The sequence below is a fragment of the Thermobifida cellulosilytica TB100 genome (genome assembly GCF_001517975.1).
Lineage (GTDB): Bacteria > Actinomycetota > Actinomycetes > Streptosporangiales > Streptosporangiaceae > Thermobifida > Thermobifida cellulosilytica.
The window spans coordinates 1,324,023-1,337,617 of sequence record NZ_KQ950180.1 but is presented as its reverse complement, the minus strand read 5'-3'; the positions used below and the strand labels follow the sequence as shown (position 1 = coordinate 1,337,617).

Below are 13,595 nucleotides of genomic sequence, written 5' to 3'. Positions count from 1 at the left end.
GCAGACGGCGCACCCCCCGCGGGCGCGGGAGCCGCCGGAGCAGCAGCGGGAGCCGCCGCGGGCGCTGCCGCAGGTGCGGCGGCGACGCCGCCGCGCTCCAACCGCTCCAACCGGGCCGCCAGCGACAGCTCGTCGCCGGGGTCGACCGCGGGCAGCAGGATGCGCGAGCACATCAGTTCCAGCAGCAGCCGCGGCGCGGTGGCCCCGCGCATCTCCGTCAACCCCTTGTTGAGGATCTCGGCGGCGCGGGTCAACTGCGCCGCGCCGAGGCGGCCCGCCTGCTCGCGCATCTGCTCCACCGCATCGGGCGGCACGTTGATCAGGCCCTTGTCCAACGCGTCGGGCACCGCGTTGAGCACCACCAGGTCGCGGACGCGCTCCAACAGGTCGGCGGCGAACCGGCGGGGGTCGTGCCCGCCCTCGACCACCCGGTCGATCAGTCCGAACACCGCCGCCCCGTCACGGGCGCCCAGCGCGTCGACCATCTCCCCGAGCAGGCTGGAGTCGGTGTAGCCGAGCAACTGCACCGCGCCCTCGCGGGTGATGCCCCGCTCGTCGGAGCCCGCGAGCAACTGGTCGAGGATGGACAGCGAGTCGCGCGCCGAACCGCCGCCGGCGCGCACCACGAGCGACAGCGCCGCCGGGTCATAGGGCACGCCCTCCTCGGTGAGGATCTCCTCCATCAGCTCGCGCAGCGTGCTCGGCGGGATCAGCCGGAACGGGTAGTGGTGGGTGCGCGACCGGATCGTGCCGATGACCTTCTCGGGCTCGGTCGTGGCGAAGACGAACTTCAGGTGCGGCGGCGGCTCCTCGACGAGCTTCAGCAGCGCGTTGAAACCCTCGCGGGTCACCATGTGCGCCTCGTCGATGATGTACACCTTGTACCGCGAGTTCACCGGCGCGAAGAACGCGCGTTCCCGCAGGTCACGGGCGTCGTCGACACCACCGTGCGAGGCGGCGTCGATCTCGATGACGTCGATGCTGCCGCCCCCGTCGGGAGCCAGCGCCACGCACGAGTCGCACTCCCCGCACGGGTCGGGCGTGGGACCCTTCGCGCAGTTGAGGGAGCGGGCCAGGATGCGCGCGCTGGACGTCTTGCCGCAGCCGCGCGGACCGCTGAACAGGTAGGCGTGGTTGACCCGGCCGTTGCGCAGCGCCTGGCGCAGCGGCTCGGTGACGTGCTCCTGACCGCGCACCTCGGCGAAGGTCGCGGGACGGTACTTGCGGTACAGGGCGATGCTCACGGCGCGCTCACTGCTCCCTCCGCGGACCGGCGCTGTGGGGTCACAGGCTCCTCGGTGGCGTCCACGTCATCCATTCAACCCGGTTCCGGGGACAGGCGGGGCCTGCTTGCGCGCGATCGGCGGCCCGAAACGCGAAAGACCCCTCGCGCACCCGCCAGAGCCTACTTATCCTTGCTGCCTTCCGGCCCTGGGGAGGTTCATAGGATGACGCCGCACGAGGGGCTGCCCCAGAGTCTATAGGCCGCCGTGAGGTTTCGCGAACCCGGACACCGTGCAGGTCCGGGCCGTGGAGGCCCGGCGGGACCGGATATCGGTTCGGAGCACTGTCCGGTTCCATGTAGAGTGGTCCACGGAGGATTCGCCTAGTGGCCTAGGGCGCACGCTTGGAAAGCGTGTTGGGGGCAACCCCTCACGAGTTCGAATCTCGTATCCTCCGCACCGCCTGAACAGGGCAGCACGAAGGCCCCGGAGCGCACAGCGCCCGGGGCCTCGTCGTGTTTCCGTCTCAGTCGACTTGTCCGGACAGTCCTGTCCCCTGCCAAGCAGGCCGGGACGCGAGCTGTCAGGGGGCAGTGACTCAGCGTGTAATGGGAGACCCTCGTTGCGGAGGAAGACGAGCGGGGCAGGTTGATGCGTGCAGGTAAGAACGGAGCGGTGGGAACCTCGGGTGAGTCAGAGGTCCTGGCCGAGTTCCAGCGGCTTGGTTGGGCCGGTGTCATCGATGCCTGGCATGACACAGGCACGGACCTCTACCTACGACCGCGTGACAGCCGTCGGTACGAGTTGGGTGCTGTCATGAGAGCGCAGGTCAAAACAGGTCCGCCAGCGCCGGGGGCAGGGTGGTCCGCTGATGGGTGAGACGCCGGTCTCGGGAAGGCCCTCAGGGGCTGTCACGCTCCCTGAGGGCTTCGCACCCGTCACACGGCCTTGTCGGCCCTGACGTGTATTTCGATCTGTTCGAAGATGTCGGCGTCGGTTTCCTGCTGCCAGGCTGGCAGGTCGTCCCAGTCGGCGACATAGGAGGGCTTGGGGTCGGGAAAGTGCTTGTAGATCTGGCCGATCCAGCACAGGGCGACGAACCGGCCCTTCTGGGATCGGGTGAGTTTGGCGGTGGCGCCGTTGGTCGTCTCGACGAAGGCGGCGACCTGCTCGTAGACGGCGGCCGCGGCGGCCCGTTCCCAGTCGGGAGTGTCTTCCCAGGGAGCGATGTAACTCGGTTTGGGGTCGCCGGGATAGTGGTTCTTCACCCCGGCGATCCACGCGTCGCGAAACAGCCGGCCTCGCTCGTCGTGCACTTCAACTCCTCTGTCGATTATCCGGATGCAGGTCTGGTGAGGGCGGTGATGTCGTCGTTGAGCCGACGGATGCGTCTGTCGCGGAGCAGCGGTAACAGATACTGCTGGAGCCCTCGCAGTTTGCGGTTGATCACGCCCGATCCGGTCTGGCGGGCCGCCTCCACCGCCTCGGCGGTGAAGGCCACCACCTGCTCTGGGTCTCGACGCTGGACGCCGAGAAGCGCGAGGTCGGTGAGCACGCCTGCACGGCGTCGCACAGTAAGGGGTCCGCTCAGGGCCTTGGTGAGCGCTGTCTCGGCGAGGTCGGACCGTCCCAGTGCGACATAGCAGGTGCCGCGCTCCTCAGCCAGGCGCGAGCCGTCGAAGCGCAGCCAGCCACCGTTGTGGACCTGGCCGGGCAGGTCCAGAACCTGCTCCGCGGTGTCCAAAGCCCGCTGGCAGGCGTCTTGGTCTCCGAGACCGGCGAAGGTCTCAGCCTGCACGGCGGCGACCCAGTATCGGGTGGACAGTGTCGAGTCCCCGCGGCGTGCAAGGGCCGCGGCGAGTTCCAGCAAAGGGACCGCTTGGGGGAACTGCTGTTCATAGACCGCAACGAACGCGTGCCGTGTCAGTGCGCACGCCCAGAGGTCGAACGCTCCGGCCTCCTTGGCCGCAGAAGCGGCGAGGGAGTAGCAGTGGGTGGCGTCGGTGTAGTGGTTGCCGTCGAAGAAGATCTCTCCGGCCAACTGGAACAGGTCCGCGGTAAGAGAGCAGAGCCGCTGGCGGGCGGCCTCGTCGTGGGGCTGTTTGAGCTTGTCGGTCAGCACGTCGAGTTGGGTGCGCACCAGGGACAGCACCTGGCTTTTGGACGGGGTCAACCCGAAGACGCGCCATAGGTTGCTGTTCAACTGCGTGTACTCGTCCAGTGCGGTGGCATCCAGGCGCCCCGACCGTCCTGGAATAGAACTGATCGTTTGGTCGATGCCCGGTACGAACCCGGCAGATGGCAGGGCCAGCAGTGTGCCGGTGACACTGAACAGGCGCAGCAGTTCACGGCGGTTCATGTCGTCATTCTCCGGAGCACCCGTCTGGCCGGGCCACACCGGGAGCAGACTGCGGTCGTTTTGCGGATCCGGGCTGGCCTTCCTGGAGAGAGGGCGCTGGGGGAGTGGTTGTCCCACGGGACCGTTCGAGTGAAACCCCTCGACGGCGGGAGTGGTACAGGTTCTCGCTGAGATGTCCTCAGCATCCGACGTGTCGAGCGGTGCGCCTGCACCCGATGGTCCCGCCCTCATAGTGGAAGCTGGAGGGAGGATACCGAGGCCTTCCAGAGCCCTGCGCTTCTTGGCCGCATCGCGCAGGGAGCGCTTCCCCGATTCCATCTGCGAGACCATGCCCTGGGACAGGCCGGTCATGTTTCCGATGGCCTCTTGCGTCAACTCCGTATGGGTGCGCAGCAGCCGCACGATCCGCGTCACATCCGAGCGCGCCACCGCCTCGCGGACGTCAGCGCGCTGCCAGAAAGCGACGGGAATGCACTCGCATCTCCCCTCGGCACGGTCGTGCCCGCAGTGGCCGCAGATCACGGAGGCCATGATCTCCTAAGGAAGCCAGGTACTCCATAACAGATTATTACGGCCTGCAGCCTGGGCTCGGGTCTCCCAGCCCTCGCAAACCAGCGCAGCCAGACTGTGCGAGCACACAACACGTTCTTCTTCAGTGGACGAGGACCGGAACGAGTTGGGGAGGCCGCATGCCTGCTGGGTTCGCGGAGCCGGAGAGAATCCTCGGATCGACGAGGAGATCCACCGCAGGATCACCGACCTGGCCGACCCGAGCCGTCCCCGCCACTGGCACCCCTACTGACCCCGCCGTATCGGCAACCTGCCGACGACCGGGACTGAGCGGTCCAGGAATTCTCGCACCGCCGGGTGGGCAGAGTGCGCGGTGAAGCGTCGGACGAGCGAGTCGAGACAGCCACGGACACGGGCCGAAGCGGTCCGCTCGACCAGAGGAAGGACGGCCGTGCCGAGTGCGGCGGCCTCGTCGAGTTCGTTCTGAGCGAGTACCGCCGCCACACGCACTATGTGGGAGAAGGAGCGGCTGCGCGCGTAGTCGTCCCCCGTGCTCAACCTCAGACACTCCTCGGCATGGGTACGAGCTGCGGCAGCGCGACCGAGGTCGCGGTGGCAGTGGGCGAGTTCGTCGGTGAACTCGCAGGCGTCGAAGTATCCGATCCACTCAGGATCCTCCTCCGGCCTGCTGCGGACGAACTCCGTCTCGGCCGCGGCCATCGCCCGGGTGCAGGCCGCCGCGTCTCCGGCAGCGGCGGTCGCACGGGCCTCCATTATGAGGAACCGCGCCTTGATCGATCCGCGTTAGCCCCGCCACTGGCATCTCTACTGGTTTTAGTGGTTATTCCAATGTTTGAGACATTAGAGTCATCACACTTTATTGCAATCATTACCGGAGTTGTGCTTGTCCGATCCAGCGGTTCGAGGAACGCTGTAGAGCACCGACAGGAAAAACGTTCTACTCAGAAGCAAGGCGTCATCGCCCCTCATACGGGAGCACCGGTTGTGCGGCCCGGAGAGAGACCAGTTCTGTGACGTCCTGCTGGAAGCGCGGCACGATGTGCCAGAGTCTGAGACCAACTCGCCCTGAGCCGAGGAGAGGCCGTGCACCTGTTGACCGATCATCCGGGCTGGACCGACTCCGGAGTCCGCGTCGTCCGCACGAGCGACGGGCCGCGAATCGTCTCCGCTGTCACTCTGCCGCTCCAGTCCTGGGACGGAACGGCCGGACTCATGGTTGACGTCTACGATCCCGTAAACCTTGGCGAAGGCGTCCCTGAGCGGTTGCGGAAAGTGCTGTACGGGCGGGGCCCGGTCGCTCGGTTGCGCAACCCCGACCTGTGGGATGCCCTGGCCACCGCGATCATCCGACAGGTCATCCGCGCCGGCCAGGCCCGTCTCATGTATCAGCGGTTCAGCGCAGCTTTCGGTGAGAGCGTCACCCGCGATGGAAACCGTCTACGCGCCTTTCCCGCCCCGGAGACGGTTCTGGCGGTGAGCGACGCCGAGTACGCGCGCCTGGGCATGGCGTTCAAACGGCGTCCGCTGCGCGCCGCCGCCGAGGCGTTCCTCGACCTCGGTGACAAATGGGCGAGTCTGCCCCCCACCGACCTGGTCACCCAAGTGCAGTCGGTACACCGGATTGGCCCGTGGACCGCCGGTGCCGCTGTCGCCGACCACACCGGCGACTTCTCCCGCTACCCCTGCGGCGACCTGGCGGTCCGTACCTGTGCGGCTCAGGCTGCCCCTGGCCTGGCCTGGCCCGACAGCGAACCCGAGTTCGCCGCCCGCTGGAAGCGCTGCACCACCACTCCCCGCGAACTGTCGACCCTCACCGTGCTCACCCTGGCTCTGGGAGGACGCCGTGCACAGGAGTACGCCCCCGACTGACCCCATCCGCGGCCACAACCCCGACCACGCCCTGGACGCCCTGTTCGTCAACACCCCGCTGCGCGACTACGCCCAGCGTCCCCGCGTCAACGACTTCACCCTTCCCGTGCTGGGTGTCGGCTACATCGCCACCTACGCCGCCCACCGCGGGTTCAACGTGGGAGTGCTCGACGCCGAGGCGCTCGGCCTGTCGGTCGCCGACACTGTCGCCGCGGTCAACCGGGCACGGCCCCGCTGGGTCGGATTCAACCTGCTGGCCCCCACCTACGAGATCTCCGCGACCATCGCCTCGGGCCTCGATCCCGACATCAAGGTGATGGTGGGCGGCCACCAGGCCAAGGCCATGCCCACCCAGATCCTCACCGATGAACGCATGGCCCGCTGTGCGGCCCTGGTCATCGGCGAGGCCGAGACCCGTGTCGCTGAACTGCTGGACGACCACCACCGCCGCGCCGACCTGCCCGGCGTGATGTGGCTCGACCCCCTGCTGAAGACCCCGGTCACCGGAGGACGTCCCGGACATGGCCACCACCTCGCCCCGCCCGTCGACGGACTACCGTTCGTGGACCGTCGCTACCTCGTCCAAGACCCCTACTCTGACGCAGGGCGATGGGAGGCCGCCATGGTCGCAGCGCGTGGATGCCCCTACGACTGCTCGTTCTGCGGTGCCGCTGTCTCGGCCAATCCTGACGTCACCATCCGGGTGCGCAGCGCCGAGGGCATCGTCGCCGAGATGGAGCAGTTGCGCGACAACCTCGGCGTGACGGCGTTCCGCTTCGTCGACGACCTGTTCCTGGGCGCCCGGCGCGTCATCGACCAGATGACAGTCTGCTTCACCAAGGCGCGAATCGGTGACTGGGCGGTGTGGGACGCCACCGGCCGCATCAACGTACTGCACCGGCTCGACGAAGCAACCCTGGACCTGCTGGCAGCCAACGGGCTGCGTGAGGTCGCCTTGGGCATCGAGTCCGGCAGTGAACGGGTGCTGACCTACATCGACAAACGCATCACCCGCGACATGGTCCGCTCTGTGATCGTCCGCCTCCTTTCTCGCGGAATCAACGTCAAGGGCTACTTCATCCTGGGATTTCCCACCGAAACCCGCGAAGAGATGGCCGAGACTGTCGCCCTGGTCCACGAACTGTGGGACCTCGCCGACAGCGCTCCGGGCCGGTTCCGCTCCTCTGTGTTCGAGTTCCGGCCCTACCCTGGCACACCCGAATGGCGCCGACTGCTCGCCACTGGCCGCTACACCCCCACCCAACTGCTCAACTACACGGCGGTGGACCTGACCGATCAGGGAGTGGACGTGGCCCTGCACCGCCGCGACGAATTCAACTTCTCCACCGGCATCCAGTTCGGCGAGCCCACCGTCGAGGAAGTACGCGCTGCGCTGGTGGAACTGTCCCGCAGCGAGTACATGCGGAGGGCGGCGTGAGCGGTCTGTTCGTTGCCTTCGACGGTCCCGGGGGCGCTGGGAAATCCACCACCGTGAGACTCTTGCGCGAGCGACTTTCCGAGGAAGGGCTGCCGGTGGTCGCCACCACCGAACCGTCGCACTCCGCACTGGGCCGCTTCACCCGTGCCCACACCGGCGACTACCGCGGCCTGTCCTTGGCCTGCTTGGTCGCCGCCGACCGCTACCACCACCTCGACACCGAGATCCGCCCTGCTCTGGCAGCAGAACAGTTGGTGCTGTGTGACCGCTACCTTGCCTCGTCCCTGGTCCTGCAAGCCGGAATCGACGGCGTTCCTCCCGAATTCGTCCGCGCCCTCAACACCCACGTCGATCTTCCCGACCTGAACGTCATCATGACGGCCCCACCCGATGTGCTCCGCGAGCGGCTGACCACACGCGGCTCCCACGGCCGTTTCGAGGACGATCCCGCCAACACCGACCGGGAGTTCGTCCTCTACCAGGAAGTGCTTGCCATGCTGGAGGGTATCGGCGTTCCCACACTGGTGATCGACACCGGTTCTGATGTGGGAACAACGGTTTCCCGTCTCGCCGCAACCATCCAGGCGCTATGGTCGCACCGACATCTCTAGTAAGCCATCCCAGGTGAGGCCAGCCATGCCGGAGCGCTACCGCAGCATTGTCGACGTCCACGTCATCCTGCACCGGGACGGGGAGATCCTGCTGCTGGAGCGGCAGAACACCGGATACTGCGACGGCATGCTGCACCTGCCCTCCGGCCACCTGGAGGAGGGCGAACCGCTCCACCACGGCGCGGCCCGCGAGGCCCGAGAAGAAGTCGGGGTCGCCGTCGACCCCGACGACCTCGCCCTGGCCGCGGTCCTCCACCACCGCCAACGCCCCGACCTGGCCCGCATCGGCGTGTTCTTCACCGCCCGGAACTGGGAGGGGGAGCCCTACAACGCCGAACCCCACAAGTGCGGCAAACTCGTGTGGGCCGATCCCCACCTGCTGCCCCACAACACCATCGACTACCCCGCCCAGGGCATCCGCGCCTGGCTCGCCGGCACCGGGTACGCGCCCCACAACTGGCCGTCTTCCGTCGGCGGTCGACTCATTGATCTGGAGGAGAGGAAGAAGAGGCCCGTTTCCTGACAGCACCGGAGCACCTGTGATGGTCAGGGCCCGTATCTGCTGGTCGAGGGCGATATTGGTTGGGAGCTCCTGTGCCGGGTGTGACCGAAGCTGTCATGAAGAGGCGGAGTCCCGGCTTGTCCCTGTCTGTTATTACGTCCGCTATTGAGCTGGTCTATCACTCCTGCGGCTGCTGCGAAGCAGCTTGCTACTACCGAACCGGCAAGGATGATCCGTATGGTTGACCACTCGTTTCTCGCTCGACTCACTGCCGAGGCCGAGACCGACGGCGTACAACAACTCGTCGTCGGTGCAGTCGTCCAACACGATGGCAAGGTGCTGCTTCTCCAACGTCCTGAAGACGACTTCATGCCCGGCATCTTCGAACTCCCCAGCGGCAAGGTTGAGGCGGGCGAACAGCTTGACGCCGCGCTGGCCCGCGAGGTCAGAGAAGAAACCGGCCTGGACCTCGTCGCCGTCCGGCAGTATCTCGGCAGCTTCGACTACACCAGTGGCAGCGGTAAGAAAAGCCGACAGTTCAACTTCGCGGTGGACGTGCGCGAACCGGGGCCGGTCGTTCTCCAGGAGCACGACGCCTACACCTGGGCAGCCCTCACCGAGGACCCGCCCGTCACCGATGCCGTGAAGGACGTGCTGAGCAGGTACCGGGAGGTTGTCGGCGGCTGAGTCTCTGCCCCTCGGCATCTGCGGGTGCTGCTCTGTTCAGCAGCAGAACGGGATGAGGCGGCTCTGGTCTGTCGCATCCGGTTAGGGAGAATCTCCTCGTCTTTGGGGCCGGCTGCCCGCCCTGCCGCTGGCCAGTGCCCCTCGCTGTCCGGAACCCACCCGAGTTAGTCCGGTGAGCCCGCCCTCGCCCGCCTGGTCCTCGCGCCCTCCGGGGTGTCTCTCCCGGCCGAGGGCTCCGGGACTGGGGGAGGAAACCCCGGTACAGCCGCCCCTGACCGAGGCCACCTCTGGGGCAGCCCGTCCCGCAGGGCGCTGTGCTTCGGTGCCTCGGTGCTGTTCGCCGTGGGGACGGCCGGTCGCCTCGTCGGGATGTGGCGGTCTGCTGGAGGGTTTGCGGTCGCGCCTTTTTCCGTGGCGTTGCCGGAGGATGCACGCAACGTAGTGGGCTGTTGCCGGTCGCAGTGGCTGTCGCACGAGTTTTTTGCTGTGTACAATAACGTTTGGTGCCGTCCGAATTTCTTCCTGTGAGGCACAGAGCAGCTCTCTCTATAAAAGGAACCGAGAATCTTCGGTTGGGGCGGGAAGGATGTTTCGTTCCGCCGTTTTGCGGTAGGAGACCAATCGTCACTGCCGCGCAGGCCGGTGCTCCACAGACCGCGCGTGGGACGCACTGCGGCCGGAGACGGTCACGGGTGCTGTCGTGCGCGCAAAAGGAGGGCCCCCAAACGCGTGGCCGGAGAAACCTCTGCGTTTGAGAGCCCTTGCCGGGGCCTCGGTCTCAGAGCCCCAGGAGGATCATCGCCCAGCGGGTGAAGATCTCCAGGAGGTCTCCGAGGCCGAGGCCTCCTTCTTGGGTGCGGTCGTACACGCTGATCACGTCAACGATCAAACGCGCCACGTAGTTCCCGTAACGGACGGCCTCCAGATAGTCAGACCATACGTTCACCGACTTCTTGCGGTGCTTTCCGATGTAACGGGTTCTTCGCACCCTGTTCCCCTCTCTCTATGACCGCTCGGTCGACCGGACGGCCGACCGCTTCCTCCGGCTGGGATGCCGGAGAAAACCAGGACTTCACTGTTTGCGGTGCGGAGAAGGGACTTTCCAGGAGAGGGCCTGTGTCACCTTCCCGTCCCGGAGACGGGTACAGGAAAGCAAGACCGGCTCTTCCCTTTGTTGACGGGGTGTCAGGAAATTTGTCTGGGGAGACGGGAGGCACTCCCAGCTTTCAGGGTCCCGGAGTCCTCCGATTCACCCGGAGGTCTTCCAGCGCCCTGCGGGCCTGCACGGGTCTAGGTGCAAAGAGGGGGTATTCCGTCCGAGAACGCTCCCGGTCCGACGGACCCCGGCGGTCCACACAGTTTTCCTCGATGTCCTTTCCGTGGGACGTTGCTACCTGACGGACGATCATATCTTACCGCTTTGCCCCACTCGTCCCTTTGATGCATATGCACGTGCATATGCTAGAGATATACTTATAACTGCACGTTGCTGACTTCCTGATCCGAGATGAAAAGTCATAGTGAAAACCGGACAAGAAGCGTCAGACGTTCGCACATGTGCAAAAAGGGGATGGGATGTCGTGGTTGGCGGAGCGGAGTCGGAACTTCTACGAGTCTGATGCGCGGCGTTTCGCCGAATGGTGTCGGAAAAGAGGAGAAGATCCGCTTCCAGCCAGTGAAACGACCATCAGATCCTATGTAGCCCACTTGAGAGAGCATGGAAGAGCCGCCGCGACCATCAAACGGGCGCTCACCGCGATCCGGTACACACACCGCGCACACGGACTGGCGTTCCCCGACTGCCCCGTCGTCCTGGCCCCGCCGCCCCGCACCCGCAACAGCTCCGGACGGGCGCGCCCGCTGCGACTGGAGGAGCTGAGGCGCCTCGTCGACTCCCTCCCCTTGGACACCCCCGCCGGCCTGCGCGACCGCGCCCTGTTCCTGCTGGGCTTCTTCAGTTCGGCCCGCCCCCGCGAACTGCTGCTCCTCGACGTCGATCACCCGATCCACGCCCCCGACCCCTGGGCCCCCCTCCCCAGCCGGCGAGGCAGCAGGAGAAACACGCCGCTTGTACTCTCCGCCCTCCCGGACATGGCGGAACTGAACCCCCTCATCGCCGTGCAGGAGTGGAAGCGCCAACTGGCCGCACAGGGCATCCACGAGGGGCCGCTGTTCCGCCGGATCGACCGCCACGGACGCGTCTTCGGAGGAGACCGGATTCCGGCAGGCCGGTCGGCCGGAGACGGCCGCCTCAGCGTGCGGGGGTACAACGGCATCGTGCGCACCCGCGGTGCCCAGGCCGGTCTCGACCTCCGTGGCCTGTCCACCACCTCGTTGCGTCTCGCCGACCCGGCCCGACAGGCCAGGGAAAGGCGCCGCATGCACGCCGCTCGCAACGGTCGACCAGCGCTGAAGAGCGAATGGCGGTCAGTGGCGTCGGAATACCAGTTGACGCAGCGGAGGCAGCAGGAACTCCCTCGCAGCGGTTCGCCTTCCACCGATGGCCGACCGTCCGCTCCTCCCCACGTGGACGGGGCCCCGCCCGAGGCAGCGGGCGCGGAACCGCAGATCACGGGCCACCGCTGTCAGGACCGTGGTGGTCGGACGGCACGGTGCGAAGGCCCCGAGCGGCCGCGGCCCGAGTGCCGTGACGGGTTACCCTGTCCCCTCTGGTCCGGTGGACGAGGACGGGAAGCGGTGGGCACGAGCGATCCTGCGGCTCAGTGGCGGGTCGAGTTCGACGCGGAAGTGGTCTTCAGCAACGGTGGTTCCCTGCGGACGGAGGGCTTCCGCCTCGACATCCCCGGTGACGACATCAGTGACGCCGAACTGGGCGAACTGCTGGTGCGCCACCTCGGCCTCCTGATGGTCGAACGGACGACTATCACCCGCAAACAGCTCATCCGGGAACCCCACAAGGGCTCCCGGGGCACCGAGGGCAGCAACGGGGAGCGGACGGTCGTCGACCTCACCGGTGAGGCGACGACGGCCGCCCTGCCCAACGGCCTGGAACTGGAACGGTCGGTGGACCTGCCTGTCGCTCTGGTGCGGCTGCTCGGTGCGGAGAAGCCGGTCGCGGACCGGCTGGCCCTCGCCGCCCTGGAGCTTGCGGGGCACGCGGTCCTGGTCCACACGGGAACAGACGGCCCCTTCCTGACCGACGAGGCCGCGGAACTACTGGTGGAGTGGGGAGCGGCCCTGGTCGCCTCCGACGCGCGAGGCCCGGTGCCGGACCTGCTGCCCCGGGCCGGAGTCCCGGTGGTGACGGGACTGGCGAACCTCGACGCGCTGCCCCCGTTCGGTACCCGGCTGCACGCGGTGCCGTTTCCCGGGGCGGACGGGCCGCCCCGCGTGCGGGTCTACGCCGTCGCCGGAGAGTGACCCGAAGTCGGTTGCGCCCCGCACGAAGCCGTCCTCACCGCCGATTTCCCTTGTTTTGACGATGCAACTTTAGAGTGAAAACACTGTCATGGGAGTCCTCCTAGGCGGTTCCAGTTTTCAGGGAGGACTGCATGGCTGACACACTGCGTCCTGACATCCAGGCCGCGAAGGACCGGCTTCAGACGAAGATCGGCGCGAACCGCGAGATCAACAAGTTGGTCGAGTACCTGTGGGAGGGGGAGCAGGTCCAGTTGCTCGCGGCGGGAACCTACGGGGCCGGGCAAGGGCTGGTGGCGCTCACCGACCGCAGGGTGCTGTTCCTCCACGACGGGTGGCTGTCCAAGACCACCGAGGACTTCCCGATCGAGAAGATCTCGTCCGCGCAGTGGTCCTCGGGGCTGATGTTCGGGACGCTGACCATCTTCGCCTCGGGAAACAAGGCGGAGATCTCCCAGATGGACAAGAAGGACGGCAAGGCCCTGGCCGACGCGCTGCGGAACCGGCTGTCCGGCCCCGGCCAGCAGCAGACCGCTCCCGCGGCGCCGGTGGACTCGGCGGGCTCGTCGTTCGAGATGCTGAAGGCGTTGCGCGACCGGGGCGTGCTCACCCCGGACGAGTTCGCCCAGTTCGTCACGCGGCTGTGAGGTCGGGGACGATGCGCGGACTGTTTCTGGTCGGCATTGCCCTGGCGGTCGGCGGGATCGTGCTGGGGACCGTCCCGGTGGAGAGCGCGGGCAGCGGATGCGGCAGCGCGTTCGTTCCCACGAGCGGGTTCCACGACATCCTGGTGGGCAGCCAGGGGTGCTCCGAGGTGCGCTCCGCGCTGCTGCCGTGGGCGCTGTCGCTGCTCGCCATGGGAACCGTGCTGGTCATCGGCGCAGGGCTGGCCGTGCTGCGTGGGGCGTGCGGGAAGCCGAACACCGCGAACACTGGGGAGAAGGGGGAGGCGGCGGAAAGCCCCCAGGCTTGAGCACCCCGGGCCGTGCCGGGACGG

General features: G+C 67.1%; 13 protein-coding genes, 1 tRNA gene, 1 other RNA gene and 1 pseudogene. 10 read left to right on the top strand and 6 right to left on the bottom strand.

Annotated features, from left to right (window positions below):
• The coding region (locus AC529_RS20790) for a DNA polymerase III subunit gamma and tau (RefSeq protein WP_232306584.1) at positions 1-1,244 on the bottom strand (1,244 nt) is incomplete at its 3' end.
• 131 nt (positions 1,245-1,375) lie between these two features.
• Positions 1,376-1,471, bottom strand: an RNA gene (gene ffs, locus AC529_RS05720) — signal recognition particle sRNA small type.
• A 124-nt stretch (positions 1,472-1,595) separates the two neighbouring features.
• Here ffs and AC529_RS05715 point away from each other — a divergent pair.
• Positions 1,596-1,680: transfer RNA gene (locus tag AC529_RS05715), tRNA-Ser, on the top strand.
• A 481-nt stretch (positions 1,681-2,161) separates the two neighbouring features.
• Here the strand turns inward: AC529_RS05715 and AC529_RS05710 are convergent.
• The 3 genes from AC529_RS05710 to AC529_RS05700 all read right to left on the bottom strand — a co-directional run bounded on the left by AC529_RS05710 (position 2,162) and on the right by AC529_RS05700 (position 4,866).
• Positions 2,162-2,539, bottom strand: a complete 378-nt coding sequence (locus AC529_RS05710; RefSeq protein ID WP_068754131.1) for a hypothetical protein — start codon at positions 2,537-2,539, stop codon at positions 2,162-2,164.
• Positions 2,540-2,556: 17 nt separating this feature from the next.
• Complete coding sequence (locus tag AC529_RS20345) at positions 2,557-4,113, bottom strand: helix-turn-helix domain-containing protein (RefSeq protein ID WP_198156298.1); 1,557 nt, start codon at positions 4,111-4,113, stop codon at positions 2,557-2,559.
• A gap of 264 nt (positions 4,114-4,377) precedes the next feature.
• Positions 4,378-4,866, bottom strand: coding sequence for a hypothetical protein (locus AC529_RS05700; protein ID WP_068754129.1), 489 nt, complete (start codon positions 4,864-4,866; stop codon positions 4,378-4,380).
• 330 nt (positions 4,867-5,196) lie between these two features.
• Between AC529_RS05700 and AC529_RS05695 the strand changes: the two genes are divergently transcribed.
• From AC529_RS05695 to AC529_RS05675, 5 genes are all read left to right on the top strand, one after another.
• Entirely contained in the window at positions 5,197-5,982 is a 786-nt protein-coding gene (locus AC529_RS05695; protein ID WP_198156297.1) for a DNA-3-methyladenine glycosylase family protein, read from the top strand.
• Positions 5,957-7,420: a B12-binding domain-containing radical SAM protein gene (locus AC529_RS05690; RefSeq protein ID WP_068754127.1), complete on the top strand. Its 1,464-nt coding sequence runs from the start codon at positions 5,957-5,959 to the stop codon at positions 7,418-7,420. The genes AC529_RS05695 and AC529_RS05690 overlap by 26 nt, the downstream gene beginning before the upstream one ends.
• Complete coding sequence (gene tmk, locus AC529_RS05685; protein WP_083947944.1) at positions 7,417-8,031, top strand: dTMP kinase; 615 nt, start codon at positions 7,417-7,419, stop codon at positions 8,029-8,031. Before AC529_RS05690 ends, tmk begins: the two co-directional genes overlap by 4 nt.
• Before the next feature lie 25 nt (positions 8,032-8,056).
• Positions 8,057-8,554: an NUDIX hydrolase gene (locus AC529_RS05680; protein ID WP_068754125.1), complete on the top strand. Its 498-nt coding sequence runs from the start codon at positions 8,057-8,059 to the stop codon at positions 8,552-8,554.
• Positions 8,555-8,770: 216 nt separating this feature from the next.
• On the top strand, positions 8,771-9,220 hold the full coding sequence (locus tag AC529_RS05675) for an NUDIX domain-containing protein (RefSeq protein ID WP_068754581.1): 450 nt from the start codon (positions 8,771-8,773) through the stop codon (positions 9,218-9,220).
• A 778-nt stretch (positions 9,221-9,998) separates the two neighbouring features.
• On the opposite strand, the gene AC529_RS19975 is transcribed toward AC529_RS05675, so the two are convergent.
• Positions 9,999-10,166, bottom strand: coding sequence for a hypothetical protein (locus AC529_RS19975; RefSeq protein ID WP_157080059.1), 168 nt, complete (start codon positions 10,164-10,166; stop codon positions 9,999-10,001).
• Positions 10,167-10,795: 629 nt separating this feature from the next.
• On the opposite strand from AC529_RS19975, the pseudogene AC529_RS21305 reads away from it, so the two are divergent.
• The 4 genes and pseudogenes from AC529_RS21305 to AC529_RS05660 all read left to right on the top strand — a co-directional run.
• Positions 10,796-10,984: pseudogene (locus tag AC529_RS21305) on the top strand (site-specific integrase); the annotation flags it as partial.
• Positions 10,985-11,917: 933 nt separating this feature from the next.
• A complete protein-coding gene (locus AC529_RS20785; protein WP_068754123.1) occupies positions 11,918-12,601 on the top strand; it encodes a cyclase family protein in 684 nt (227 codons plus the stop codon).
• 131 nt (positions 12,602-12,732) lie between these two features.
• Complete coding sequence (locus tag AC529_RS05665; protein ID WP_068754120.1) at positions 12,733-13,245, top strand: PH domain-containing protein; 513 nt, start codon at positions 12,733-12,735, stop codon at positions 13,243-13,245.
• An 11-nt stretch (positions 13,246-13,256) separates the two neighbouring features.
• A complete protein-coding gene (locus tag AC529_RS05660; RefSeq protein ID WP_157080058.1) occupies positions 13,257-13,571 on the top strand; it encodes a hypothetical protein in 315 nt (104 codons plus the stop codon).
• Positions 13,572-13,595: the final 24 nt, after the last annotated feature.